A 25783-nucleotide genomic window follows, 5' to 3' on the forward strand; every position below is an offset into this window, starting at 1 on the left:
CCTTCGGCCGATCAGGTGCGCGTCGCTCAGACGGCGATCGCGACGTCCGTCACGCCGCCGGCCTCGGCGACGACGACGGAACGGTCCGCCTGGGCGCCGGGCACGAGCGCCCGCAGCGTCCAGGTGCCGGTGGCCGCGTAGAAGCGGAACTGGCCGGTGGCCGAGGTCGGCACCTCGGCGGTGAACTCGCCGGTCGCGTCCAGCAGGCGGACGTAGCCGGTCACCGGCTCGCCGTCCTTGGTCACCTGGCCCTGGATGGCCGTCTCACCCGGCTTGAGGGTCGAGAGGTCCGGCCCGCCGATCTGTGCTCCACACATGTCTCTGTCCTGTCCTAGAGAGTTCGTACTACGGGTCGCGCGTGCCCGTGGGGTTACTTGTTGGGGCCGAGCTCGATCGGCACGCCGACCAGGGAGCCGTACTCGGTCCAGGAGCCGTCGTAGTTCTTGACGTTCTCCTGGCCCAGGAGCTCGTGCAGCACGAACCAGGTCAGCGCGGAGCGCTCACCGATGCGGCAGTAGGCGATGGTGTCCTTCGCCAGGTCGACCTGCTCGGACTCGTAGAGGGCCTTGAGCTCGTCGTCCGACTTGAAGGTGCCGTCGTCGTTGGCGTTCTTGGACCACGGGATGTTGCGGGCGCTCGGCACGTGGCCGGGGCGCTGCGACTGCTCCTGCGGCAGGTGGGCCGGGGCGAGCAGCTTGCCGGAGAACTCGTCGGGCGAGCGGACGTCGACCAGGTTCAGGCTGCCGATGCCGGCCACGACGTCGTCGCGGAAGGCGCGGATGGAGGTGTCCTGGGCCTTGGCCTTGTACTGGGTGGCCGGGCGCTGCGGGACCTCGGCGCCGTCGACCAGGTCGCGGGAGTCGAGCTCCCACTTCTTGCGGCCGCCGTCGAGCAGCTTGACGTCCTGGTGGCCGTAGAGCTTGAAGTACCAGTAGGCGTAGGACGCGAACCAGTTGTTGTTGCCGCCGTAGAGGACGACGGTGTCGTCGTTGGAGATGCCCTTGGCGGAGAGGAGCTTCTCGAAGCCCTCCTGGTCCACGAAGTCGCGGCGGATCGGGTCCTGGAGGTCCTGCTTCCAGTCGATCCGGACGGCGTTGCGGATGTGGTTCTTGTCGTAGGCGGACGTGTCCTCGTCCACCTCGACGACGACGACCTTCGGGTCGTCCAGGTGGGCCTCGACCCAGTCGGCGTCTACGAGGACGTCGCTGCGGCTCATGGTGTTCTCCTCCGGGGCAGTGTTCGGCGGGGCGGTGCAGGAGTGCTGCGGTGGTGCGGGGGTGCGTGCGGGCCCGTTTCCGGGTGTGCTCGGGTGCCGGCGCGTCAGGGCGCTGGTCGGCGGTTCGGCGGTTCCGGGGGGGTCACGCGGGGAAGGGGCCGTCGTACGGCCCGGCGGTCGCGGCGTCGCGCGTGGTGCCGGATCAGCGACAGAGCATGGCGGCGACGCGACACAGGTCTACTGCCCGCCGCTTCGTGAGGTCCGCCTGCATTCGCTTCATGGGCATGGATCGTAGGGAGGAACGGGCCGCCCTGTCACCGGCGTGTCATATTCCGAGACGGGATCGTCCGGATTTCGGGATGGAGTGGCTGTCGGGGCCGCCGTGCCGGGGGTTTTCGCGCCCGTCGGTCGCCGTTCTCCTGCGGACCGGACCCGGCCGTCTCAGTATTCGGCCAGAGCGGCCGGATCAGCCGCCCAGGGCCACGTCGGAGCCGCCGAGCGTGAGCCGCACGCCGGAGGCGTCCGAGGTCAGACCGGACAGTGCCAGACCGGCCGGCAGACCGCCGCCCAGTTTCCGGTCGAAGTCGGTCTTCCGCCGGACCAGGTCCTCCACGCCGGGAATGCCCTCGCCGGGCACCTCGTCGGCGCGGACCCGGACCGTACCGCCGTCGACCAGGGTGACGGTGGAGATCACGCTGCGCGTGAGGGTGCGGCCGAGGATCTCGATGCTCGCCGTGACCTTCACCTTGCCGGGCGCCCCGCCGTAGGCGACGGTCACACCGGATTGGGAGGCCCTGGTGAGGTCCTCGTACGTCACCAGGGCGGAGCCGTCGGCGCGGCGGGCGGTGCCGCCGGAGTAGTCGTCGTCGACGGCCACGTCGTGCAGGGCCGCGTCCAGCCGGGCGATCCGCATGCGGCGGCCGTCGGCGGCCACCGTGACGTCGTCGAGGCGGACGTCGACCCGCTCCAGGCGCCGGTCCATGACCTGGGTGAGGAACGGGAAGCCCGCGATGTCGACCTCGGTGCTGCCGATCGAGGAGCCGCCGCCCGCGCGTACCTTGGCGGCCAGCTCGTCCTCCGCGTAGCCGACCGCGAGCCGGTCGGCCGCCGTGAACAGGCCGGCCAGGACCAGCCCCACGACCAGCAGCACCCGTATGACGCGCATTCCGTTCCCCCCTGTCGTGCGACCCTCCCCCGGACGACGTCCGGGGGGACCCGCCCTAGTTGATCACGCGCCCCATCAGGTAGACCGCGGGGGCGGCGGCGGCCAGCGGCAGCGCCACCCCGGCCGTCATGTGGACGAACTTCGAGGGGTAGTCGTACGCCGCCACGCGCAGCCCCACCAGCGCGCACACCCCCGCTGCCAGACCCACCAGGGCCCCGCCGGCGCCCGCGGAGGTCAGGCCGCCCACGGCGACGCCGGCTCCCGCGGCCGCGGCCAGCGAGACGCCCACGGAGGGGGCCGGCGGCAACGGCAGCGCACGGGTGAAGACGGCCACCGCGACCGCCGCGGTTCCGACGGTCACGGCCGCGGGGTCGGCGGCCAGGTAGCCGGCGCAGACGATCGCCAGCGCGGCGGAGGCCACCGAGGCCATCAGGCCGTACATGCGCTCGTCGGGGTCGGCCTGGCTGCGCAGCTGGAGCACCAGCGTGAGCAGCACCCAGGCGCCCAGGGTGCCGATGACGGCACCGGGCCCGTACGGGGCGCCGACCGCGAGCACCGCGATGTCGGCGGTGACCGCTCCGGCGAAGGCGAGGGCGATGCCCTGCCGGGCCGGCCACATGCCGTTCAGCCGGAACCAGCCGGCCGCGGTCAGGCCCTGCAGCGCGACCAGGGGCAGCAGCAGCGCCCAGTCCGCGACCGCGGCGGCCGCGGCCAGCAGCACGCCGAGGGCGGCGGTGAGCAGCGCCGGCTGCGGGCCGGGGTCGATGATCGGGGAGCGGCCCTCGGCCCGGGCCTGGCGGGGGTCCCTTATGCGGGTGGTGCCGGCGAGGGTGGGCGGGGAGTAGCCGGTGTCGCCGTCGTCCGGCCCCGCGGCCCGGGCGGCGTCCGGGCCGGCGGCGTGGGCCGCGTGGTGCGGCTCGGGCGCCGGGGCCGCGGCCGCGGCCGGCTCGGCGCCGGGGCCCGGGTACGGCGGGAGGTACGCCGTCTCGGCGGCGTCCGGGGTGGGCTGCGGGGGCACGGCCGCCTCGGCGCCGGGGCCCGGGTAGGGCGGGAGATACGCCGTCTCGGCGGCGTCCGGGGTGGGCTGCGGGGGCACGGCGGCGGCCGGGGCGGGTGCCGCGGTCTCGCCCGGGTACGGCGGCAGGTACGCCGTCTCGGCGGCATCAACCTGCCCGGCGGCGGCACCGCCCGGGTACGGCGGCAGGTACGCCGTCTCGGCGGCATCAACCTGCCCGGCGGCGGCACCGCCCGGGTACGGCGGCAGGTACGCGGTCTCGGCGGCATCAACCTGCCCGGCGGCCCCGCCGGGGTAGGGCGGCAGGTACGCCGTCTCGGCGGCGGACGGAGCCGGGGCCGCCGCGGCCGGGGCCTCCGGCCAGGGTCCGCCCGGGGCGGGCTGCTGCGCGGCGGCCGCACCGGGCCAGGGCGCGGCGGCCTGCGGTTCGTCGCGGAACCAGCCCTCCGGCGCGATGGGCTGCTGCTGCTCTGGCTGTGGCTGTGGCTGCGGGTGGTGCGAATGCTGCGGGTGGTGAGGCTGCGGGTAGGCGTGCGGGCCCGCGTCGGACCAGGAGCCACTCGCACCGGCGTCGGCAGCCGGCCACCCGGCACCCGGCTGCTGCTGCGGCTGCTGGGCCGCCGCCGGCTCGGCGGGCGCGGCGTCCCGGAACCAGCTGTCGGGGGCGGCCAGCGGCTGCTGCGCCCCTCTGTCCCCCTGGTCCTGGCCGGGGACCACGCCCGGCTGGTGCACCGGCTGGTAGGTGGTGTCCCAGGTGTCGGACTGCCAGGTCTGCGTGGCGTACGGGTCGGCCTGCTCGGGCTGGCCGGGCTGGCCGGGCTGGCCGGGCTGGCCGGGCTGGCCGGGCTGGCCGGGTCGGTTCTCGGCTGGCGTGCTCATCGTCGGCCCGTCACCCGCCCGCGAACGGCGGCAGGACCTCGACGGTGCCGCCCTCGGTCAGCAGGACCTCTTCATGGCTGCGCTTGCCGACCTGCTGCTCGTCCACCAGGAAGGAGCAGCGCTGCAGCACCCGGGCCAGTTCCCCGGGGTGCGCGGCGCGCACGGCGTCGAGCGCCTCGGCCAGTGTCCTCGCCGCGTACGGCTCCTCCGCCGTCCCGGCCGCGGCCTTGGCCGCCGCCCAGTAGCGGATGGTTCCGGTTGCCACTGCAGCTCCTCTCGTCGGCTCCGTACGGGTCCGTACGGCTCCGTACCGTCGGCCTCCATGATGACGCCTCGCGCCACCGGCGAGGGCGCCCGCTCCCCCGTGCCCCGGTGCGCCCGCCGCGCGCCGCCCCGCCCGCACGGCGGGCCGCCGAACCGGTGAAACCGGGCGCACACGGGACGGACGGCCCCCGAGGGGGTGGTGCGTTCCACAGAACCTCTGTGCCGGACGACCTCGGCCCGGGAAGGCCCGGCGGGCTATCCTGGCAGCGAAGAGGATCCGGGCAACGTAGCCCCCCGGGTCCTTTTGTGCTTTCAGCACGTTGAACAGAGTGCGAACAGTGGAATCCATGCGGGCCTCAGGGCGCGGGGACCGCAACCCGTACAGAGCACGTCCTCGACGGGACCGAGGAGGAACCGACGTGATGGGCCAGCCATTCCTGCACCGCCGCACGACCCGCACCCCGGCCGGGGGGTCGTGCCGATGAGCTCGTTGCTCCTGCTGACGAACGCCCTGCAGCCCTCCACGGAGGTGCTGCCCGCACTCGGCCTGCTGCTCCACAACGTACGGGTGGCCCCAGCCGAGGGGCCGGCGCTGGTGGACACCCCCGGCGCCGACGTCATCCTCGTCGACGGCCGCCGCGACCTGCCCCAGGTCCGCTCGCTCTGCCAGCTGCTGCGCTCCACCGGGCCGGGATGCCCGCTGGTCCTCGTCGTCACCGAGGGCGGCCTGGCCGCCGTCACCGCCGACTGGGGCATCGACGACGTACTGCTCGACACCGCCGGCCCGGCCGAGGTGGAGGCGCGGCTGCGGCTGGCGGTGGGCCGCCAGTCGCTCGGCTCCGACGACTCCCCCATGGAGATCCGCAACGGCGACCTGTCGGTCGACGAGGCGACGTACTCCGCCAAGCTCAAGGGCCGGGTGCTCGATCTCACCTTCAAGGAGTTCGAGCTGCTGAAGTACCTCGCGCAGCACCCCGGGCGGGTCTTCACCCGGGCCCAGCTGCTGCAGGAGGTCTGGGGCTACGACTACTTCGGCGGCACCCGGACGGTGGACGTCCACGTGCGGCGGCTGCGCGCCAAGCTGGGCCCCGAGCACGAGTCGCTGATCGGCACCGTCCGGAACGTGGGCTACCGCTTCGTCGCCCCGGAGAAGGTCGAACGGGCGGCCGAGGAGGCCCGCAGCAAGGCGGCCGCGGACGCCGCCGCGGCCGTCCCCCGGATGGAGGACAGGCCGGTCGGCGTCCGAAGCGCAGGACGACCTGCCCAGAGGTAGGTCACCCCGCGTAGACTTCCGCGCGTGGCCAAGGTGACGCGGGATGACGTGGCGCGACTGGCGGGTACTTCCACCGCCGTCGTGTCCTACGTCATCAACAACGGACCCAGGCCGGTCGCCCCGGCCACGCGCGAGCGTGTACTCGCAGCCATCAAGGAGCTGGGGTACCGGCCCGACCGGGTTGCCCAGGCCATGGCGTCGCGCCGCACCGACCTCATAGGCATGATCGTCCCGGACGCGCGGCAGCCGTTCTTCGCCGAGATGGCGCACGCGGTCGAACAGGCCGCCGCCGAGCGCGGGAAGATGGTCCTGGTCGGCAACTCCGACTACCGGGACGAGCGCGAGGTCCACTACCTGCGGGCTTTCCTGGGGATGCGGGTGTCCGGCCTGATCCTGGTCAGCCAGGGCATGAGCGAGCGGGCCGCCTCGGAGATCGAGGCGTGGGACGCGCGGGTGGTGCTGCTGCACGAGCGCCCGGAGGCGATCGACGACGTGGCCGTCGTCACGGACGACATCGGTGGCGCGCAGCTGGCGACGCGGCACCTGCTGGAGCACGGGCACGAGTACGTCGCCTGTATCGGCGGCGTCGAGAACACCCCGTCGGTCGGCGACCCGGTCGCCGACCACGTGGAGGGCTGGCGGCGGGCCATGCTGGAATCCGGCCGCTCGATCGAGGGCCGGCTGATCGAGGCCCCGTACAACCGGTACGACGCGTACCGGGTCGCCCTGGAGGTGCTCGCCCGGCCGGACCGGCCGACGGCGATCTTCTGCGCGACGGACGACCAGGCGATCGGCGTGCTGCGGGCGGCGCGCGAGCTGCGGATCGACGTGCCGCGGGAGCTGGCGGTGGCCGGCTTCGACGACGTCAAGGAGGCCGCGCTCACCGACCCGCCGCTGACCACGATCGCGTCGGACCGGCCGGCGATGGCCCGGGCGGCGGTGGATCTGGTGCTGGACGACGCGCTGCGGGTGGCGGGGTCGCGCCGGGAACGCCTGAAGCAGTTCCCCTCGGCGCTGGTGATCCGCCGCAGCTGCGGCTGCGCGTAGCCCTCGCGGCGCACCCGGGGTCCCGCCCCAGCACTCCGCGCCCCGAACGCCGGCGGGCTGGAGCCGCGGCGGGTTTATATGGGGCATACGCGGTTCTGGCGGGCTTCTCAGGCGGGACTCAGGTTGCTCTCATCATCCGCGGGCAGATTCGGTGCCATGACCGACAGCCACCGCCGCGAAGGCGGGTACCCGCAGGAGAACCGCCCCGGCCCGGCCGGCCCGTTCGGCGTCTACCCGCCGCCGCCCGCGTACCCGCCGGGCACCGGCGCCGCGCATGCCAAGCGGCAGCGGCCGCGCCCCCGGCCCGTCGCGCTGTTCGCCGCCGTGGCCATCACCGCGGCCCTGGTCGGCGGTGGGACGGCCGCCGCGGTGCAGCAGTTCCTCGGCACCGCCCCCGGCTCCGGGCCCGGCGGTTTCTCCGGCAGTCCGATCTCGCAGTCCTCCGCCGGCACGGTCTCCGGCGTCGCCGAGCAGGTCGGCCCCTCCGTCGTCCGCATCGACACCCGTGGCGGCGGCGGCCAGTCCACCGGCTCCGGCGTCGTGATCACCGGCGACGGGGAGGTCGTCACGAACAACCACGTGATCAGCGGCGCGTCCGAGATCCAGGTGACGACGAGCGACGGCAAGAAGTACGCGGCCAAGCTGGTCGGCACCGACCCGGACAAGGACCTGGCGCTGATCAGGCTGGAGGGCGCCAAGGGCCTCAAGCCGGCCAGGCTCGGCGACTCCGGCAAGCTCAGGGTCGGCGAGGAGGTCGTCGCCATCGGGTCCCCGGACCGGCTGACCGGCACCGTCACCAGTGGCATCGTCTCGGCGCTCGACCGCGAGGTGAACGTGCCGAAGTCGAAGTCCCCCCAGGGTGAGCGCGGCAGCGGCGGCTGGCCGTTCTCCTTCGACGGGCGGCAGTTCAACGGCGACACCGGCTCCGACACCACCTCGTACAAGGCCATCCAGACCGACGCCTCGCTCAACCCCGGCAACTCGGGCGGTGCCCTGGTGAACATGGCCGGGGAGGTCGTCGGCATGCCGTCCGCGATCTACTCGCCCGGCAACGACAGCTCCACCGCCGGCAGTGTCGGCCTCGGCTTCGCCATCCCGGTGAACGCGATCAAGGCGGACCTGGACTCCCTCCGCAAGGGCGGCCCCGGCGGGGCCGGCTCCCCGGGCCCCTCCGGCTACGGCTCCGGCTTCGGCACCTCCTTCTGACGGCCGCCGCCGTGCGAGGCTGGGGCGGACGTACCTGACCGACCGCAGACCACCCCCAGGGGGCGCACCGTGATTCCCGCCGAAGGCGACCCGCAGCGGGTCCTGATCGTCGATGACGAGCCCGCCGTCCGGGAGGCGCTGCGCCGCAGTCTCGCGTTCGAGGGTTACGCCACCGAGACCGCCGTCGACGGCCTGGACGCCCTCGACAAGGTGGCCGCGTACGAGCCGGACCTGATCGTGCTGGACGTCCAGATGCCGCGCATGGACGGTCTGACGGCGGCCCGGCGGCTGCGGGCGGCCGGCTCGGTCACGCCGGTGCTCATGCTCACCGCCCGCGACACCGTCGGCGACCGGGTGACCGGTCTGGACGCCGGCGCGGACGACTACCTGGTGAAGCCGTTCGAGCTGGACGAGCTGTTCGCCCGGGTCCGGGCCCTGCTGCGGCGCAGCGCGTACGTCGCGTCCTCCGGCCCCGCGCAGCAGCCCGCCGAGGACGTGCTGGCCTTCGGCGACCTGCGCATGGACCTCGCCACCCGGGAGGTCACCCGGGCCGGGCGGCCGGTGGAGCTGACCCGTACCGAGTTCACCCTGCTGGAGATGTTCCTGGCGCACCCGCGCCAGGTCCTGACCCGCGAACAGATCCTCAAGACCGTGTGGGGCTTCGACTTCGAGCCCAGTTCCAACTCCCTGGACGTGTACGTGATGTACCTGCGGCGCAAGACGGAGGCGGGCGGTGAGCCCCGCCTGGTGCACACCGTCCGCGGGGTCGGCTACGTCCTGCGGGCGGGCGACGGCGGGACCGCGGAGTGAGCCCGGTCGCCGGGTTCCGGGCGCTGCCGCTGCGGTCCCGGCTGGCCCTGCTGGTCGCCGTGGCCGTGGCGGTGGCGGTGGCGGGCGTCGCGGCGGTCAGCTGGTTCATGGTCCGGGCGCAGCTGCGCGACCAGCTGGACGGCTCCCTGCGGTCGACGGACGCGGTGGAGCAGGTGACGAAGTCCCCGGCGTACCGGCTGGGCTGCCTGTCGAAGCCGCCGGTGGGACCGGGCCAGTTCGTGAGCGACCTCAACGCGACGGTGCAGCTCGACTTCGCCGACGGCAGCCACTGCTGGGTGGACGGCCGGGAGACCCTGCCCGTCACCCGGATCGACAAGGAGATCGCGCGCGGGCAGCGGGGGCCGTCGCTGTACGACTCCACGACCGCCGACGGCGACCGGGTGCGGGTGTACAGCCAGCCGCTGCGCGTGGAGACGCAGGCCGGGACCCAGCAGGTGGCCCTGGCGGTGGCCAAGCCGCTGGCCGACGTCGACGAGCCCCTGTCCACCCTGGCCTGGGTGCTGCTGCTGGTGGCCGGGATAGGTGCGCTGGGGGCGGGGGCGGCCGGGCTGGTCGTCGCCCGGGCCGGGCTGCGGCCGGTGGACGAACTGACCGGCGCGGTCGAGCACATCGCCCGTACCGAGGACCTGACGGTCCGGATCCCCGACGAGGGCGAGGACGAGATCGCCCGGCTGTCGCGCTCGTTCAACTCGATGACGGCGGCGCTCGCCTCCTCCAGGGACCGGCAGTCGCAGCTGATCGCCGACGCCGGCCACGAGCTGCGCACGCCGCTGACCTCGCTGCGCACGAACGTCGAGTTGCTGGCGCGCAGCGAGGAGACGGGCCGGGCGCTCCCGCCGGAGGACCGGCGGGAGCTGCTGGCTTCGGTCAAGGCGCAGATGAGCGAACTGGCGGCGCTGATCGGGGACCTGCAGGAGCTGTCCCGGCCGGACGCCGACCGTCCGGGTCCGCTCCAGGTGGTCGCATGGCACGACATCGCCGTGACCGCGCTGGCCCGGGTCCGGCTGCGGGGGCCGGAGCTGTCGTTCGTCGCCGACATCCAGCCTTGGTACGTGCGGGGCGAGGCGGCCTCGCTGGAGCGGGCGGTGGTGAACGTGCTGGACAACGCGGTGAAGTTCAGCCCGCCGGGCGGTGTGGTGGAGGTGCGGCTGCGGGCCGGCGAGCTGACCGTGCGGGACCACGGGCCGGGCATCCCGGCGGAGGAGCTCCCGCACGTCTTCGACCGGTTCTGGCGGTCGCCGACGGCGCGGGCGCTGCCGGGCAGCGGGCTGGGGCTGTCGATCGTGGCCCGTACGGTGCGGCGCGCGGGCGGTACGGCCGAGCTGCGGGCGGCGGCGGACGGCGGCGCGGGGACCGAGGCCGTGCTGCGGATCCCGGGGGCACCGGCCCCGCCGCCGGGCGATCCGTCAGACGGGGTTGTGCGCGATCAGTGACTCGATGAAGCCGGCCCGGGTGTTGGGGAAGTCCATGGGAACGACCCCGAGGCCGGTGCGGCCGGCCATCTCGGCGCCGGTGACGAACGAGTGGATCTGCGGGTTGAGGCGGTCGGCGTTCCAGCGGGGCGGCATGTAGGCGGAGGTCGAGACGTAGTTGACGAAGAGCTTCCCGGGCTGCTGGACGGCCTTGCGGAAGTGGTTCTCGATCTTCCCGCGCTTGGCGAAGGGCTCGGCGTTCCAGTCGTCCTGGATGTCGAAGTGGGTGGGGTCGCCGTAGCGGATGCCGGGCAGGCCGCCGTTGTCGCCGAGCAGGACGACCTTGCCGCGGGCCTGGCCGAGGGTCGGCAGGGCGGTGGCGATGTGGAAGAGGGGTCGCCAGCCGCGGTTGTCGAGGTAGTCGTCGAAGACGGCGCGGAAGACGGCGTCGCTCTCGCCGGAGTACTCCTGTTTGACGCGCATCAGGACGGTCTCGGTGGGGTGGGCGAGCAGGAAGCCGCGGCAGGCGGCGAGCACGTCGCCGAACATCGCGTTCTGGTAGAAGGAGCCGTGGTGGATGGCGAACGAGCCGCCGGTGACGCGGCAGCGGACGTCGAGGAACCGGATGCCGGCGTCGAGCTGGGCGCCGATGCCGATGTTCTGGCAGGCGACGTAGAGGCCGCCGTACAGCGCTCCGGAGTCGTGGGTGCCGGGGACGGTCAGCTGCTGGAGGGCGGTGGAGCCGGGCACCGCGGCCATCCAGTCCCGGGTGCCGAGGGGGGTGCGGGCGGAGGCGGGCGCGGCCGCCGCGCCGAGTCCGGCCGCGGTGCCCGCGGCGAGTGCTCCGACCAGAAACGTACGCCTGTCCAGTGCCATGCCCGCCCCTTCGCCGGCTGCCGCGTCAGCCGGATTATGGCGTGCACAGGTCAGAAATAACTACCCATTGGTAGGAGGCAGTTGGGGCGGGCGGAGCCCCTCAGGCGCCCTCCAGCAGGTCCGCCAGCGCCCGCAGGCCCGACACGATCTCCCGGCCGTCCGGGGCGCACTCCGGGTCGGTGAGCCACTGGGTCATCACCCCGGTCATCACCGCCATCTGCACCGAGGCCAGCCCGCGCAGGTCCGCTTCGGCCACCTCGCCCTCGGGCACGCCGCGCAGCTGGGCGGCGATCTGCCGCCGGCTGGCCCGCTGCCCGGCGGCCAGGACGGCCAGCAGCCCTGGCGAGGACTGGGCGTGCACGAAGGCCTCCACCGACGCGGACCACAGCCAGCGCTGCTCGGTGAAGGAACGGACCTTGCGGGTCCAGACGTCGACGTAGCGCTCCTCGGCGGTCTCCCCCGCACCCCGGAGGCTGCCGACCTCCTCGCCCCACTCGTCCAGGGCGGCGAAGAGCGCCTGGTTGAGCAGGGCCTCACGGGAGCCGAAGTGGTAGCCGATGGCGGCACTGCTGACGCCGGCCGCCGCCGCGATGTCGCGGACGGTAGTGCGCAGGTAGCCCTTCTCCTCCAGGCAGCGGCGCGCCCCGGCCATCAGGTCCTCACGATTTCCCATCCGGGGATCGTACGCCGAACCCGGAGCCGTAAACGCTTGTATAGATCAGGCGATCTATACGAGGGTATTGCGCAAGCGAGCAAGATCGCCGTACGGTGGCCGCACACGCCCCGGCGAGGACGCACCGCCCCGCCGGGAAACGAGGGGAGACACCATGACCAGCACCGACACGGTCGCCCGCGCGGCCATCGCCGCCGCCGCCGACCCCGGCCTGCGCCACTCCTTCACCATCGACGGCCGCACCCTGTCCTACCTCGACTTCGGCGGCCCGGGCCGCCCCCTGCTCGCCGTCCACGGCGGCCTCTCCGAGGGCCTGCTCTGGGCCGACCTGGCCGCCCGACTCGGCGACGAGTGGCGGGTCATCGCCCCCGACCAGCGCGGCTTCGGCGACTCCGACCGCGGCCCCTCACACCAGCGCGCCGACTACGTCGCCGACCTGGTGGCCCTGCTGGAGCACCTCGACCTCGGCCCGCTCCCCGTCGTCGGCCACTCCCTCGGCGGACTCAACGCCCTGCACCTGGCCGCCGGGCACCCCGAACTGGTCAGCGCCCTGGTGAACGTCGACGCGGGCATCGTCTTCCCCCACGACGCCCCCAACTTCTTCGGCTTCCTCGCCTCGTTCCCGTACACCGCGCCCACCCGCGAGGAGCTCGTCGCCGCCTGCGGCCCGCTGGGCCCGACGGTCGCCCCCGCCCTGCGCCCGCTGCCCGACGGCAGCGGCTGGCGACTGCCGTTCCACCCGCAGGACCTGCTCGCCACCGTGGAGGCGGCCCGCGGAGACGACTTCCCCGCCTGGTCCGCCTCCACCTGCCCGGCCCTGCTCGTCCACGGTCTGCGCAGCGAGGTCCTCACCCGGGAGCTGGCCGACGCGATGGTCGCGGCCCGACCGGGGACCTCGTACAAGGCCCTGGACACCGGCCACGTCGTCCCGGTCGAGGACCCGGAGGGACTCGCGGCCGCGGTCGGAGACTTCCTCGGCGCACTCTGAGGAAAGCCGAAGGGGGCGGCCGGCCGCCGAAGCGGCCGGCCGCCCCCTTCCGGGACCGCCGAAGGCGTCGCCTACTTGATGACGGTGATCCGGTCGGCCGCCGGCGGCGCGATCGGGTTCGTCTCCGAGGAGTGCTTGCCCAGGTAGGCGTTGAAGACGTCCAGGTCGGACGCGCCCACCAGCTTGTTCTTGTGCTCCTTCAGGACGGTGAAGCCGTCACCGCCGCCCGCCAGGAACTCGTTCATCGCGACCCGGTAGGTCTTCGCCGGGTCGATCGCCTCGCCGTTCAGCTTCACCGAGTCGACCACGATCCGGTCGGCGCCGGCCTTCGTCATGTCGAGGGTGTAGGTGAAGCCCTTCGAGACCTGGAGGATCTTCGGGTTGGCGCCGTTGACCGGGCCGGAGACCTGCTGCTGCAGGGCCGTGATCAGCTGCGCGCCGGTCAGGTCCACCACGTTCATCATGTTGGTGAACGGCTGCACCGTGAAGGCCTCGCCGTAGGTCACCACGCCGTCGCCCTCGGCGCCGGCCGCCTTGTACGCCAGGTCCGCGCGGATGCCGCCCGGGTTCATGATGGCCAGCTGCGCGCCGCCCTTGTCGGCCGGGGCCAGGGCCTCCAGCTGGGCGTCGGCGATCAGGTCGCCGAGCGGCTTCTCGTAGGCGGAGGAGCCGCGGCCCGGGATGTCGGCCGAGATGAAGCCCTGCGGGCGGTTGGCGATCGGCGCCGCCAGCGCGTTCCAGCGGGTGATCAGCTCGGTCATGTCCGCGGCCTTGGGCTGGTCGCGGTGCACCACGTGGTTGGCGGCGGACGGCGACTTGACCGCGGTGCGGACGATGTCCTTGGTCTTGCGGTCGTACGTCAGCGTGGTCTCGGTGAACAGCCGGCCCAGGGAGGCCGCCGAGGTCACGGTCCGCGGCTGGCCGGCCGGGTCCGGGATGTTGCAGGCGTACGCCTGGTGGGTGTGGCCGGTGACCAGCGCGTCGACCGACGGGGCGACGTTCTTGGCGATGTCGACGATGGCACCCGAGATGCCGGCGCCGGCGCCCGGCACGTTGCAGTCGTAGTTGTACGCGCCGGAGGCGGGCAGGCCGCCCTCGTGGATCAGCGCGACGATGGACTGCACGCCCTGCTTCTGCAGCTGGGCGGCGTACTTGTTGATCGTCTCGACCTCGTCGCCGAACTTCAGGCCCTTGACGCCCTCGGCGGTGACGACGTCCGGGGTGCCCTCCAGGGTCACGCCGATGAAGCCGATCTTCACGCCGTCCTTCTTCCACACGAAGGTGGGCGACAGGAGCGGACGCTTGGTCTTCTCGTCGGTGACGTTGGCCGCGAGGTACGGGAACTTCGAGCCCTCGAAGGTCTTGTCGAACTCGTAGCACCCCTCGACCGGGTGGCAGCCGCCGTACTGCATGCGGCGGAGCTCGTCGCGGCCCTCGTCGAACTCGTGGTTGCCGACGCTGGTGACGTCGAGGCCCATCTTGTTCATGGCCTCGATGGACGGCTCGTCGTGGAAGAGCCCGGACAGCATCGGGCTGCCGCCGATCATGTCGCCGGCGGCGGCGGTGATGCTGAACTGCTTGCCCTTGCGGGCCTCGCGCAGGCTGGTCGCCAGGTACTCGACACCGCCGGCGGGTATGGCCTTGGTCGTGCCGTCGGCCTGCCGCTCGGTCACGGTGCCGGAAGAGCCCTGCGGCGGCTCCAGCGTGCCGTGCAGGTCGTTGAAGGACAGCAGCTGCACGTCGACGGTGCGGCCGTCACCACTGGCGGGCGCGGGCGTGGTGGCCACGGCCGGCAGCGCGACGGCGCCCAGCGTGCCGGCCCCGGCCGTGACGGCGAGGGCGGCGAAGGCCAACCGGCGGCTGCGGCGGCGCCGTTGTGGTGTCGCTGACATCAGTTCCCCTTTGTGGACAGCGAAAGAGTTTGGGAGGTCCCCGCAGCCTATGGTCAACGCGCGTAGCTCCGACAGGGGGTAGCGGGTTGCGAGCTGGTTACGCGCGAGTAGATCACACGGGGCAAACCGGACGAACTGTCCACCCATAGCCGGGAATCGACGGATTTGGGGGTCGGGACCGGCCGTGCGACAGCTCACGGTCGTAGGCTCGTCGCATGACTGACGCAGCAGCGGCCGTGGAGCCGGGACGGCAGATTCTGACGCTCGACGAACTGACGGAGGAGCAGGCGGACGCGGTCCAAGGCCTGCTGGAGGAAGCGGCGCGCACGGACGGCACCAGCGCGGTCTCGGAGCAGGGCCGGCTCCAGCTGCGCGGCGGTGCCCGCCCCGGCATCCGGCACTTCCTCCTGACCGAGGGCGGCAGGCTGGCCGGCTACGCGCAGCTGGAGGACACCGACCCGGTGGAGGCGCCGGCGGCCGAACTGGTCATCCACCCCTCGCTGCGCGGCCGGGGCCACGGGCGGGCGCTGGGCTCGGCGCTGCTGGCCGAGACCGGCAAGCGGATCCGGGTCTGGGCGCACGGCGGCAAGTCCGCCGCCCGCCACCTGGCGCAGGTGCTCGGCCTGACCCTCTTCCGGGAGCTCCGCCAGCTCCGGCGGCCCCTGGGCCCGGACGCGCCGCCACTGCCGTCTCCGGAACTCCCGCCGGGCGTCACCGTCCGCACGTTCGTCCCCGGCGAGGACGACGCGGCCTGGCTCACGGCGAACGCGGCGGCCTTCGCCCACCACCCCGAGCAGGGCTCGCTGACCCAGCGCGACCTGGACGACCGCAAGGCGCAGCCGTGGTTCGACCCCTCGGGCTTCTTCCTGGCGGAACGGGACGGGGCCCTGGTCGGCTTCCACTGGACCAAGGTCCACGCGGCGGAGGGGCTGGGCGAGGTGTACGTGGTCGGCGTACTGCCGGGCGCGCAGGGCGGCGGCCTGGGCAAGGCCCTGACCGCGATCGGCCTCCGCCACCTGGCCGCGGCGGGCCTGCCGACGGCGATGCTCTACGTCGACGCGGACAACCCGGCGGCGCTCTCGGTGTACGAGGGCCTCGGCTTCACGACACACGAGGTCGACCTCATGTACCGCACGGAAAGCTGACCCCCCGAAGCCGCCGCCGACGCCCCGGCCACCCCGGCCCCGCCGGCGTTCGAGGCGTGGGGGTCCCCCGGACGGAGTCCGGGGGAGGGTGCGGGGCGGAGCCCCGCGTGCCCGGCCGGAGCCCCGCGAGCCCGGCCGGAGCCCCGCCCGGCCGCGGGCCCCGCCCGGCCGTGGGCCCCGGGGGCCCGGTAGCGGCTCCCTGGAGGCCACGCCCCATTAACCGCGCATTAATGCACGCTTGCGACGCTCCCCCACATGCACCCTGGACCCCGACCGACGGCAACGCCGTCCGACGCGCCTGTCCTGCCGCGTGCGCGGAAGAATGGAGTCATGAGCCACCAGCCCAGCGCCAGCGCCACCGAGGTCCCCCTCCAGAACTCCCAGCCGGAGCGGCCCGCGCGGCTCGGTTCCATAGCCGCGCACCGCCCCCACGCCGACCTGGAGCCCGAGATCGACTCCGACCTCGACGCCTTCGACGAGAAGGACGACGGCGAACTCCCCGCCGGCCGGTTCCTCGACCGCGAACGCAGCTGGCTGGCCTTCAACGAGCGGGTGCTCGAACTCGCGGAGGACCCGGCCACCCCGCTACTCGAACGGGCTAACTTCCTCGCCATCTTCGCGAGCAACCTCGACGAGTTCTTCATGGTCCGCGTCGCCGGCCTCAAGCGCCGCATCGCCACCGGCGTGGCCACCCGCTCCGCCTCCGGCCTCCAGCCCCGCGAGGTCCTCGACCTGATCTGGACCCGCTCCCGCGAGCTCATGGCCCGGCACGCCGCCTGCTTCCAGCAGGACGTCTCCCCCGCGCTCGCCGACGAGGGCGTCCACCTCATCCGCTGGCCCGATCTGACGGAGAAGGAGCAGGCCCGCCTGTTCACCCTCTTCCGCAACCAGATCTTCCCGGTGCTCACCCCCCTCGCCGTGGACCCCGCGCACCCGTTCCCGTACATCTCCGGCCTGTCGCTGAACCTCGCCGTGGTCGTCCGGAACCCCGTGAGCGGCCACCGCCACTTCGCCCGCGTCAAGGTCCCGCCGCTGCTGTCGCGGTTCCTGGAGGCCTCCCCGCAGCGCTACGTCCCGCTGGAGGACGTGATCGCCGCGCACCTGGAGGAGCTCTTCCCCGGCATGGAGGTGCTCGCCCACCACATGTTCCGGGTCACCCGCAACGAGGACCTGGAGGTCGAGGAGGACGACGCCGAGAACCTGCTCCAGGCCCTGGAGAAGGAGCTCATGCGGCGCCGCTTCGGCCCGCCCGTGCGCCTGGAGGTCGAGGAGTCCATCGACCCCGGCGTCCTGGACCTCCTCGTCCAGGAGCTGAAGGTCTCCGCCGCCGAGGTCTACCCGCTGCCCGGCCCGCTCGACCTGACCGGTCTCTTCGGCATCGCCTCCCTCGACCGGCCGGAGCTGAAGTACCCCAAGTTCATCGCCGGCACCCACCGCGACCTCGCCGAGGTCGAGTCCGCCTCCGCGCCCGACATCTTCGCGGCCCTGCGCGAGCGCGACGTCCTGCTCCACCACCCGTACGACAGCTTCTCCACGTCCGTGCAGGCCTTCCTGGAGCAGGCCGCCGCCGACCCCGACGTCCTCGCCATCAAGCAGACGCTCTACCGCACCTCCGGCGACTCCCCCATAGTCGACGCCCTGATCGACGCCGCCGAGTCCGGCAAGCAGGTCCTCGTCCTGGTCGAGATCAAGGCCCGCTTCGACGAGCAGGCCAACATCAAGTGGGCCCGCAAGCTGGAGGAGGCCGGCTGCCACGTGGTCTACGGCCTCGTCGGGCTGAAGACCCACTGCAAGCTGTCGCTCGTGGTCCGCCAGGAGGGCGAGACCCTGCGCCGCTACAGCCACGTCGGCACCGGCAACTACCACCCGAAGACCGCCCGGCTGTACGAGGACCTCGGCCTGCTGACCGCCGACCCGCAGGTCGGCGCGGACCTCTCCGACCTCTTCAACCGGCTGTCCGGCTACTCCCGCCGCGAGACCTACCGCCGCCTGCTGGTCGCCCCGCGCTCGCTCCGCGACGGCCTGATCTCCCGGATCAACAAGGAGGCCGCGCACCAGCGCGCCGGCCGCCCCGCGTACGTCCGCCTCAAGATGAACTCGATCGTCGACGAGGCGCTGATCGACTCGCTCTACCGGGCCTCCCAGGCCGGGGTGCCCGTGGACATCTGGGTGCGCGGCATCTGCGCCGTGCGCCCCGGCGTCACCGGCCTCTCGGAGAACATCCGGGTCCGCTCGGTCCTCGGCCGCTTCCTGGAGCACTCGCGGATCTTCGCCTTCGGCAACGGCGGCGAGCCCGAGGTGTGGATCGGCAGCGCCGACATGATGCACCGCAACCTCGACCGCCGCATCGAGGCCCTCGTCCGGGTCGCCGACCCGGCCCACCGCGCGGCCCTGGACCGGATGCTGGAGACCGGCATGTCCGACGCCACCTCCTCCTGGCACCTGGGGCCGGACGGCGAATGGACGCGGCACAGCACGGACCCCGAGGGTCAGCCGCTGCGGCACGTACAGGAGATGCTCATAGACGCCCGGAGGCGCCGGCGTGGCTCAGCGAAACCATGACCTGACGGCGGCGACCGCGGGTGACGTCCTCGGGGCGTACCTGCGGTCGCAGGCGACCGCCTTCCTGCGCGGGCTCCGCCTGTACGAGGAGAGCGGCGCCGACGCGGCCGACGGGGCGGAGGCCGCGAGGACGCTGCGGGCCGCGTCCCGGCGCATCAGCGGCTCGCTGGCCACGTTCCGCGCGGTGACCCAGTCGTCCTGGGCGGACGGGCTGCGCACCGAGCTGGTCTGGCTCTCCTCCACCCTGGCCGACGAGCACGCCTGCGCGAGCCGCCTGACCCGGCTGCTGGACGCCCTGCACCGGCTTTCCGGGTCCCCCGACGTACCGGCGCCGAGGGCCTCCTCCGGCTCGCTGACGGTGGGCTCCGCGCGGGCCGGGGCGCTGCTGGAACGCCAGCTCACCCTGGCCCGGACCCGTGCGCATTCGGCCACGCTGCAGGCCCTCGGGTCCTCCCGGTTCCACGCGGTGGCGGACGCGGTGGCCGTGCTGGCGTCGGAGGTGCCGCTGGACGAGGTGGCGGCGGCCGGCCGGGTGCCGGACGTGCTTGTTCCGCTGGCCGAGCAGACGGGGACCCGGCTGGAAGTCGCCGTGTCGGCCCTCCCCCTGGTCCGGGCGGCCCGCCCGTACAACGCGGACGCCCTGGTGGACGACGCCCTGCAGGACGCGCCGTGGCACGCGGTCCGCCGCTTGCTGCGCGTGCACCGGTACGCCCGTGAGACGCTGGGCGAGGACGTGACCCGGCTGGCCGCGGCGGGCGAGGCCCTGGACCGGCACCGGGACGCGGCGGAGGCCGCGGCCGCCTCCGCGACGGCCGCCCGCACCCCCCGCATCGCCCCGGCGACCGCCTACGCCCTCGGCGTGCTGCACGCCGACCAGCGGCACGAGGTGGAGGCGGCCCGCTTCACCTTCCAGCACCTGTGGTCGGGCGCCGCGGCGGCGTCCAGCCCGGCCGGCGTCTGACGTCCGGGAGTGACAGGGTCCCCGCGGGGTAAGGGCGGAGCCATGAGGGGTCGGCGAGCGGGGCCGCGTGCGGTCCCTCCACCGGCGAGATCCGGCCATCCGGATCGCACGTTGAAAACGCCGAGATAACGGCGGGATAACGGAAAGTGGCGCCGCGGTGCTCCGGCGCACCGCCTCACCATGCCGTCCGCCACGGTTCACCGTTCGTTCACTTGCGACCGTCGGCCCCGTCACCTGTTCTGCCTAATTTCGGCAGTGCACGGTGCGAGTCCCGCCGAGAACGCGCAGCTCCGCCGGCCACCCGACGTAGTCCTCTACGCACGCCGCCCCGAAACCAGAAAGCGGCCGGCGGCTCCTGGAAGGAACACCCGAACAGTGAAGCTTCAGCGCAAGAACATGCTTCGTGCCTCCGCCCTCGGGGCGCTCGTCGTGTCCGGCGCCCTGGTCCTCACGGCGTGCGGCTCGGACGACAACACGAAGAACAACGGCTCGAACAGCGCTGCCCCGAGCGTCGCGGCCGGCGACGTCAAGTGCGACGGCGCCACCGGCAAGCTGCTCGCCTCGGGCTCGTCCGCCCAGAAGAACGCGGTCGACCTGTGGATCAAGAACTACATGGCGGCCTGCAAGGGCGTCGAGGTCAACTACAAGTCGTCCTCCTCCGGTGAGGGCATCGTGGCCTTCAACCAGGGCACCGTCGGCTTCGCCGGCTCCGACTCCGCGCTGAAGCCGGAGCAGGTCGAGGAGTCCAAGAAGATCTGCAAGGGCGGCCAGGGCATCAACCTGCCGATGGTCGGCGGCCCGATCGCGCTCGGCTTCAACGTCCCGGGCGTCGACAAGATCAACCTGGACGCGGCCACCATCGCGAACATCTTCAACGACAAGATCAAGAAGTGGAACGACGAGGCCATCAAGAAGCTCAACCCCGGCGTCGAGCTCCCCGACCTCGCCATCCAGGCCTTCCACCGCTCCGAGGACTCCGGCACCACCGAGAACCTCGGCAAGTACCTGAAGGCCACCGCCGGTGACGCGTGGCCGTACGAGGCCGCCAAGAAGTGGCCGGCCCCGGGTGGCCAGGCCGCCTCCGGCTCCTCCGGTGTCGCCGCCCAGGTCAAGCAGAACTCCGGCGCGATCGGCTACTTCGAGCTCTCCTACGCCTCGGCCCAGGGCATCAAGACGGTCGACCTGAACACCGGTGCCACCGCCCCGGTCGCCGCGACCGCCGAGAACGCCTCCAAGGCCATCGCCGCCGCCAAGATCGCCGGCACCGGCTCCGACCTGGCCCTGAAGCTCGACTACGCCACGAAGGCCGAGGGCGCCTACCCGATCGTCCTGGTCACCTACGAGGTCGTCTGCGACAAGGGCAACAACCCCGAGACGCTGAAGACCGTGAAGTCCTTCCTCACCTACACCTCCTCCGAGGCCGGCCAGAAGGTCCTCTCCGAGAAGGGCTACGCGCCGATCCCGGCCGAGATCAACGCCAAGGTCCGCGAGGTCGTCGCCTCGCTCGCCTGATCGACACGACCCAGCTGCCGGGTCGCCCACCGTCCAGGGCGACCCGGCATCCGGGCCCTCCCCCTCCACCCGGGGGATCCGGTGCACCGCCGCCAGGGGGCATGCCCCCCACACAGACCGGAAAGAACATGGCTTCCACCACACCCACCCGCATAGACACGGCTCCGCCATCGGCGACCAGGAGCGACAGGTCCACCGGCAAGGCCGGTGACAAGGTGTTCGCCGGCCTCTCCAAGGGCTCCGGCATCCTGCTCCTGGTGATCATGGCGTCGATCGCCGTCTTCCTCACCTACCGTGCGTCGATCGCGCTGTCGGAGAACGAGGGCAACTTCCTCACCACCTCCGACTGGAACGCCTCGGCGAACCCCCCTGTCTTCGGCATCGCCGTCCTGCTCTTCGGCACGATCGTCAGCTCGATCATCGCGATGGTCATCGCCGTGCCGATCGCCGTCGGCATCGCCCTCTTCATCTCGCACTACGCGCCGCGCAAGCTGGCCTCCTCGCTCGCCTACGTGGTCGACCTGCTGGCCGCCGTGCCGTCGATCATCTACGGCATCTGGGGCGCGCTCTTCCTGGTGCCGCAGCTGAACGGCCTGAACCTCTGGCTGGACGAGTTCTTCGGCTGGACCTACGTCTTCGAGAAGACCCAGGTCGGCGTCGCCCGTTCGCTGTTCACCGTCGGCATCCTGCTGGCGATCATGATCCTGCCGATCGTGACCAGCGTCAGCCGCGAGGTCTTCCTGCAGGTCCCGCGCATGAACGAGGAGGCCGCCCTGGCCCTCGGCGCGACCCGCTGGGAGGTCATCCGGATGTCCGTGCTGCCCTTCGGCCGCTCCGGCATCATCTCCGCCTCCATGCTCGGCCTCGGCCGCGCCCTCGGCGAGACCATGGCCGTCGCGACCGTGCTCTCCCCGAGCTTCCTCATCTCGCTGCACATCCTCGACCCGGGCGGCGGCACCTTCGCGCAGAACATCGCCGCGAAGTTCGACGAGGCCAACGAGTTCGGCCGGGACGCGCTGATCGCGTCCGGCCTGGTCCTCTTCCTGCTCACCCTGCTGGTCAACGGCGCGGCCCGCCTCATCATCGCGCGCCGCAAGGAGTTCTCGGGGGCGAACGCCTGATGAGCCACGCACTTCAGGACCCGCGCCCCACCGGCGCCCGCAGGTCCTCCGGCAGCCTGACCCGCGGCGGCCTGCCCCGCTGGGCCCCGGCCGGCATCGCCGTCGTCTCCATCGCCCTGGGCACCGGCATCGGTGCCGCCGCCTCCCTCGGCAGCAAGGTCCAGTGGGGCCTGATCGCCGCGCTCCTGTTCGTGGTGATCACGTACACGCTGAGCTCGGTCGTCGAGAACCGCCGCCAGGCCAAGGACCGCGTCGCCACCTCGGTCGTCTGGGTCTGCTTCGTCCTCGCGGTCATCCCGCTGCTGTCCCTGATCTGGGTCACCATCAGCCGCGGCCTCAAGGTCCTCGACGGCTACTTCCTGACGCACTCGATGTCGGGCATCACCGCCTTCGACGAGGGCGGCGGCGTCTACCACGCGCTGCTCGGCACCATCGAGCAGGTCGCGCTGGCGACCCTGATCGCCGCCCCGATCGGCCTGTTGACCGCCGTCTACCTGGTCGAGTACGGCAAGGGCTCGCTGGCCAGGGCCGTCACCTTCTTCGTCGACGTCATGACCGGCATCCCGTCCATCGTCGCGGGTCTGTTCATCCTGTCGACCTGGAACCTGATGCTCGGCTTCGGCCCCTCCGGCTTCGCCGGCTCCATGGCCCTGGCGATCCTGATGATGCCGGTCGTGGTCCGCTCCACCGAGGAGATGCTCAAGCTCGTCCCGAACGAGCTGCGCGAGGCCTCCCTGGCCCTCGGCGTGCCGAAGTGGCGCACGATCCTCAAGGTGGTCCTGCCCACCGCCATCGGCGGCATCTCCACCGGCGTCATGCTGGCCGTCGCCCGTATCGCCGGTGAGACCGCGCCGATCATGCTGCTGGTCTTCGGTGCGCAGCTGATCAACAACAACCCCTTCGAAGGCGCCCAGTCGTCGCTCCCCCTCTACATCTGGGAGCAGTACAAGGTCGGTAGTGAGGCCTCCTACGACCGCGCCTGGGCCGCGGCGCTCGTCCTGATCGCCTTCGTCATGATCCTCAACCTGGTGGCCCGCGGCATCGCCCGCTGGAAGGCCCCGAAGACCGGTCGCTGACCGCGGCCACGAAAGAAGCTCTGAATCACATGGCCAAGCGCATCGACGTCTCCGGTCTCTCCGCCTTCTACGGCAACCACAAGGCCATCGACGACATCTCGATGACCGTCGAACCCCGCTCCGTGACCGCCTTCATCGGCCCGTCCGGCTGCGGCAAGTCCACCTTCCTGCGCACCCTGAACCGCATGCACGAGGTCACCCCCGGCGGCCGCGTCGAGGGCAAGGTGCTCCTGGACGACGAGAACCTGTACGGCGCCGGCGTCGACCCGGTCGCGGTCCGCCGCACCGTCGGCATGGTCTTCCAGCGCCCGAACCCCTTCCCCACCATGTCGATCTTCGACAACGTGGCGGCGGGCCTCCGCCTGAACGGCAAGTTCAAGAAGGCCGAGCTGGAGGACGTTGTCGAGCGTTCCCTCAAGGGCGCCAACCTCTGGAACGAGGTCAAGGACCGCCTGGGCAAGCCCGGCTCCGGCCTCTCCGGCGGCCAGCAGCAGCGTCTGTGCATCGCCCGCGCCATCGCGGTCGAGCCGCAGGTCCTGCTGATGGACGAGCCCTGCTCGGCGCTGGACCCGATCTCCACCCTCGCCATCGAGGACCTGATCGGCGAGCTGAAGGAGCGCTTCACGATCGTCATCGTGACGCACAACATGCAGCAGGCCGCGCGCGTCTCCGACCGCACCGCCTTCTTCAACCTCGCGGCGGTCGGCCAGCCCGGCAAGCTGATCGAAATCGACGACACGGAGCGGATCTTCTCCAACCCGTCCGTCCAGGCCACCGAGGACTACATCTCCGGCCGCTTCGGCTGAGTCCCGGTCCCCACAGACGTCCTGCGGTGCTGCATGGCGGTGCCACCGCAGGTCGGCAGAAAGAAGGGCCGGCTCCCCCTGGGTGGGGGGAGCCGGCCCGTTTCCGTTTCGTGCCGCCCCGCGGCCCGCGCGGCTAGCCGAACGCCAGGTTCACGACCCAGAAGCTCAGCGCGGCGACCAGGGCCGCCGCCGGCATCGTGATGAACCAGCCCAGGATGATGTTCTTCGCCACGCCCCAGCGCACCGCGTTCACCCGCTTGGTCGCCCCCACGCCCATGATCGCCGAGGTGATCACGTGCGTGGTCGAGATCGGCGCGTGGAACAGGAACGCCGAGCCGAACATGATCGACGCACCGGTGGTCTCGGCCGCGAAGCCCTGCGGCGGGTCCAGCTCGATGATCTTCCGGCCCAGGGTCCGCATGATCCGCCAGCCGCCCGCGTAGGTGCCCAGCGACAGCATCACCGCACAGGCCACCTTCACCCACACGGGGATCGGGTCGCCGGCCTGCTCGACGTCGGCGATGACCAGCGCCATGACCACGATGCCCATGGTCTTCTGCGCGTCCTGCAGGCCGTGGCCCAGCGCCATGCCGGCCGCCGAGACCGTCTGGGCGATGCGGAAGCCGCGCTTGGCCTTGTGCGGGTTGGCCCGGCGGAACATCCACAGGATGACGACCATGACCAGGTAGCCGACGACGAGACCGGTGACCGGCGAGACGAACATCGGAATGACGACCTTGTCGACCACGCCGTTCCAGATCACCTCGGTCCCGCCGGCCAGGGCCGCGCCCACCATGCCGCCGAACAGCGCGTGCGAGGAGGACGAGGGGAGGCCGAAGTACCAGGTGACCAGGTTCCAGACGATCGCGCCGACCAGCGCCGCGAAGAGGATCCACATGCCCCGGTTGCCGTGCGGGGTCTCGATCAGGCCCTCGCTGACCGTCTTGGCCACCCCGCTGCCCAGGAAGGCACCGGCGAGGTTCATCACCGCGGCCATCGCCAGGGCCGCGCGCGGGGTCAGCGCCCGCGTGGACACCGACGTGGCGATGGCGTTCGCGGAGTCGTGGAAGCCGTTGGTATAGGTGAAGCCGAGCGCGACGCCGATGGTCACGACCAGCGCAAAGGTGTCCACGGGGTTCAGGACTCCTTGACCGCGATGGTCTCCACCGTGTTCGCGACGTGCTCGAACGCGTCGGCCGCCTCCTCGAGCACGTCCACGATCTGCTTGAGCTTGAGCACCTCGATGGCGTCGTACTTGCCGTTGAACAGGTGGGCGAGCAGCTTGCGGTGGATCTGGTCGGCCTGGTTCTCCAGCCGGTTGACCTCGATCCAGTACTCGGTGAGGTTGTCCATCGTCCGCAGGTGGGGCATCGCCTCGGCGGTCAGCTCGGCGGCCCGCGCCAGCACCTCGATCTGCTGCTCGACGCCCTTGGGGAGTTCCTCGACGTTGTAGAGGACCACCAGGTCGACGGCCTCCTCCATGAAGTCCATGATGTCGTCGAGCGACGACGCGAGGGAGTAGATGTCCTCACGGTCGAACGGCGTGATGAAGGAGGAATTCAGCTGGTGGAAGATGGCGTGGGTCGCGTCGTCCCCCGCGTGCTCCGCCGCCCGCATCCGCTCCGCGATCTCGGCCCGGGCGGAGGCGTCCGCCCCGAGCAGTTCCATCAGGAGCTTGGAGCCGGTGACGATGTTGTCCGCGGATGCGGCGAACATGTCGTAGAAGCTCGTCTCCCTGGGGGTCAGACGAAATCGCACGTGAGGTCCTCGGGGTGCATAGGTTTCGGACACGCTGATGCTAGGCGCATCCTCCGGCCACGGCTAACCGGCCGTTCCCCAGTGTCCTCCATCAGGCAGAGTGAG

At 72.2% G+C, this 25783-nt stretch carries 24 protein-coding genes; 13 read left to right on the top strand and 11 right to left on the bottom strand.

Annotated elements, in window-relative coordinates; genetic code table 11:
* Window positions 1-26: 26 nt before the first annotated feature.
* The 6 genes from ACFY61_RS24970 to ACFY61_RS24995 all read right to left on the bottom strand — a co-directional run bounded on the left by ACFY61_RS24970 (window position 27) and on the right by ACFY61_RS24995 (window position 4540).
* The gene (locus ACFY61_RS24970) at window positions 27-317 is read right to left on the bottom strand and encodes a DUF1416 domain-containing protein (RefSeq protein WP_389475237.1); all 291 of its coding nucleotides are present in this window, start codon (window positions 315-317) and stop codon (window positions 27-29) included.
* 53 nt (window positions 318-370) lie between these two features.
* Entirely contained in the window at window positions 371-1216 is an 846-nt protein-coding gene (locus ACFY61_RS24975; protein ID WP_389475239.1) for a sulfurtransferase, read from the bottom strand.
* Between the two features lie 202 nt (window positions 1217-1418).
* Window positions 1419-1502, bottom strand: a complete 84-nt coding sequence (locus ACFY61_RS24980) for a putative leader peptide (RefSeq protein ID WP_389475332.1) — start codon at window positions 1500-1502, stop codon at window positions 1419-1421.
* A 180-nt stretch (window positions 1503-1682) separates the two neighbouring features.
* A complete protein-coding gene (locus ACFY61_RS24985) occupies window positions 1683-2381 on the bottom strand; it encodes a DUF2993 domain-containing protein (RefSeq protein WP_389475241.1) in 699 nt (232 codons plus the stop codon).
* 55 nt (window positions 2382-2436) lie between these two features.
* Entirely contained in the window at window positions 2437-4275 is a 1839-nt protein-coding gene (locus ACFY61_RS24990; RefSeq protein WP_389475242.1) for a hypothetical protein, read from the bottom strand.
* Window positions 4276-4285: 10 nt separating this feature from the next.
* A complete protein-coding gene (locus tag ACFY61_RS24995; RefSeq protein ID WP_389475244.1) occupies window positions 4286-4540 on the bottom strand; it encodes a MoaD/ThiS family protein in 255 nt (84 codons plus the stop codon).
* 480 nt (window positions 4541-5020) lie between these two features.
* On the opposite strand from ACFY61_RS24995, the gene ACFY61_RS25000 reads away from it, so the two are divergent.
* The 5 genes from ACFY61_RS25000 (at window position 5021) to ACFY61_RS25020 (ending at window position 10329) form a co-directional block, all read left to right on the top strand.
* A complete protein-coding gene (locus tag ACFY61_RS25000; RefSeq protein ID WP_389475246.1) occupies window positions 5021-5812 on the top strand; it encodes a winged-helix domain-containing protein in 792 nt (263 codons plus the stop codon).
* Window positions 5813-5836: 24 nt separating this feature from the next.
* The gene (locus ACFY61_RS25005) at window positions 5837-6859 is read left to right on the top strand and encodes a LacI family DNA-binding transcriptional regulator (RefSeq protein ID WP_389475248.1); all 1023 of its coding nucleotides are present in this window, start codon (window positions 5837-5839) and stop codon (window positions 6857-6859) included.
* Window positions 6860-7015: 156 nt separating this feature from the next.
* A complete protein-coding gene (locus ACFY61_RS25010; RefSeq protein WP_389475250.1) occupies window positions 7016-8065 on the top strand; it encodes a S1C family serine protease in 1050 nt (349 codons plus the stop codon).
* A gap of 69 nt (window positions 8066-8134) precedes the next feature.
* On the top strand, window positions 8135-8875 hold the full coding sequence (locus tag ACFY61_RS25015; protein ID WP_389475252.1) for a response regulator transcription factor: 741 nt from the start codon (window positions 8135-8137) through the stop codon (window positions 8873-8875).
* A complete protein-coding gene (locus ACFY61_RS25020; RefSeq protein WP_389475254.1) occupies window positions 8872-10329 on the top strand; it encodes an ATP-binding protein in 1458 nt (485 codons plus the stop codon). Before ACFY61_RS25015 ends, ACFY61_RS25020 begins: the two co-directional genes overlap by 4 nt.
* Here ACFY61_RS25020 and ACFY61_RS25025 read toward each other — a convergent pair.
* Both ACFY61_RS25025 and ACFY61_RS25030 read right to left on the bottom strand, forming a co-directional pair.
* On the bottom strand, window positions 10303-11184 hold the full coding sequence (locus ACFY61_RS25025; protein ID WP_389475256.1) for a phosphatidylinositol-specific phospholipase C: 882 nt from the start codon (window positions 11182-11184) through the stop codon (window positions 10303-10305). The two genes, ACFY61_RS25020 and ACFY61_RS25025, sit on opposite strands and share 27 nt — an antisense overlap.
* Window positions 11185-11284: 100 nt before the next feature.
* Entirely contained in the window at window positions 11285-11857 is a 573-nt protein-coding gene (locus ACFY61_RS25030; protein WP_389475258.1) for a TetR/AcrR family transcriptional regulator, read from the bottom strand.
* A gap of 154 nt (window positions 11858-12011) precedes the next feature.
* Between ACFY61_RS25030 and ACFY61_RS25035 the strand changes: the two genes are divergently transcribed.
* Window positions 12012-12845 (top strand): alpha/beta fold hydrolase, encoded by an 834-nt coding sequence (locus ACFY61_RS25035; protein ID WP_389475260.1) that lies wholly within the window; start codon window positions 12012-12014, stop codon window positions 12843-12845.
* A gap of 71 nt (window positions 12846-12916) precedes the next feature.
* On the opposite strand, the gene ACFY61_RS25040 is transcribed toward ACFY61_RS25035, so the two are convergent.
* Window positions 12917-14737: a bifunctional metallophosphatase/5'-nucleotidase gene (locus ACFY61_RS25040; protein ID WP_389475262.1), complete on the bottom strand. Its 1821-nt coding sequence runs from the start codon at window positions 14735-14737 to the stop codon at window positions 12917-12919.
* Between the two features lie 215 nt (window positions 14738-14952).
* Between ACFY61_RS25040 and mshD the strand changes: the two genes are divergently transcribed.
* From mshD to pstB, 7 genes are all read left to right on the top strand, one after another.
* Complete coding sequence (mshD, locus tag ACFY61_RS25045) at window positions 14953-15882, top strand: mycothiol synthase (RefSeq protein WP_389475264.1); 930 nt, start codon at window positions 14953-14955, stop codon at window positions 15880-15882.
* A gap of 330 nt (window positions 15883-16212) precedes the next feature.
* Complete coding sequence (locus ACFY61_RS25050; RefSeq protein WP_389475266.1) at window positions 16213-18444, top strand: RNA degradosome polyphosphate kinase; 2232 nt, start codon at window positions 16213-16215, stop codon at window positions 18442-18444.
* Window positions 18425-19405 carry a CHAD domain-containing protein gene (locus ACFY61_RS25055; protein WP_389475268.1) on the top strand — a complete coding sequence of 327 codons (981 nt, stop codon included), beginning with the start codon at window positions 18425-18427 and terminating at the stop codon, window positions 19403-19405. Before ACFY61_RS25050 ends, ACFY61_RS25055 begins: the two co-directional genes overlap by 20 nt.
* Before the next feature lie 375 nt (window positions 19406-19780).
* Entirely contained in the window at window positions 19781-20917 is a 1137-nt protein-coding gene (gene pstS / locus ACFY61_RS25060; RefSeq protein ID WP_389475270.1) for a phosphate ABC transporter substrate-binding protein PstS, read from the top strand.
* A 128-nt stretch (window positions 20918-21045) separates the two neighbouring features.
* Window positions 21046-22038 (top strand): phosphate ABC transporter permease subunit PstC, encoded by a 993-nt coding sequence (pstC, locus tag ACFY61_RS25065; protein WP_389475272.1) that lies wholly within the window; start codon window positions 21046-21048, stop codon window positions 22036-22038.
* A complete protein-coding gene (gene pstA, locus ACFY61_RS25070; protein ID WP_389475274.1) occupies window positions 22038-23114 on the top strand; it encodes a phosphate ABC transporter permease PstA in 1077 nt (358 codons plus the stop codon). The genes pstC and pstA overlap by 1 nt, the downstream gene beginning before the upstream one ends.
* A gap of 29 nt (window positions 23115-23143) precedes the next feature.
* Complete coding sequence (gene pstB / locus ACFY61_RS25075) at window positions 23144-23920, top strand: phosphate ABC transporter ATP-binding protein PstB (protein ID WP_389475276.1); 777 nt, start codon at window positions 23144-23146, stop codon at window positions 23918-23920.
* Between the two features lie 133 nt (window positions 23921-24053).
* On the opposite strand, the gene ACFY61_RS25080 is transcribed toward pstB, so the two are convergent.
* Window positions 24054-25052, bottom strand: coding sequence for an anion permease (locus ACFY61_RS25080; RefSeq protein ID WP_389475278.1), 999 nt, complete (start codon window positions 25050-25052; stop codon window positions 24054-24056).
* Window positions 25053-25057: 5 nt separating this feature from the next.
* Window positions 25058-25678: a DUF47 domain-containing protein gene (locus ACFY61_RS25085; protein WP_026252685.1), complete on the bottom strand. Its 621-nt coding sequence runs from the start codon at window positions 25676-25678 to the stop codon at window positions 25058-25060.
* Between the last annotated feature and the right edge of the window lie 105 nt (window positions 25679-25783).

This window comes from Streptomyces sp. NPDC012888 (assembly GCF_042900645.1).
In the GTDB taxonomy this organism is placed as follows: Bacteria; Actinomycetota; Actinomycetes; order Streptomycetales; family Streptomycetaceae; genus Streptomyces.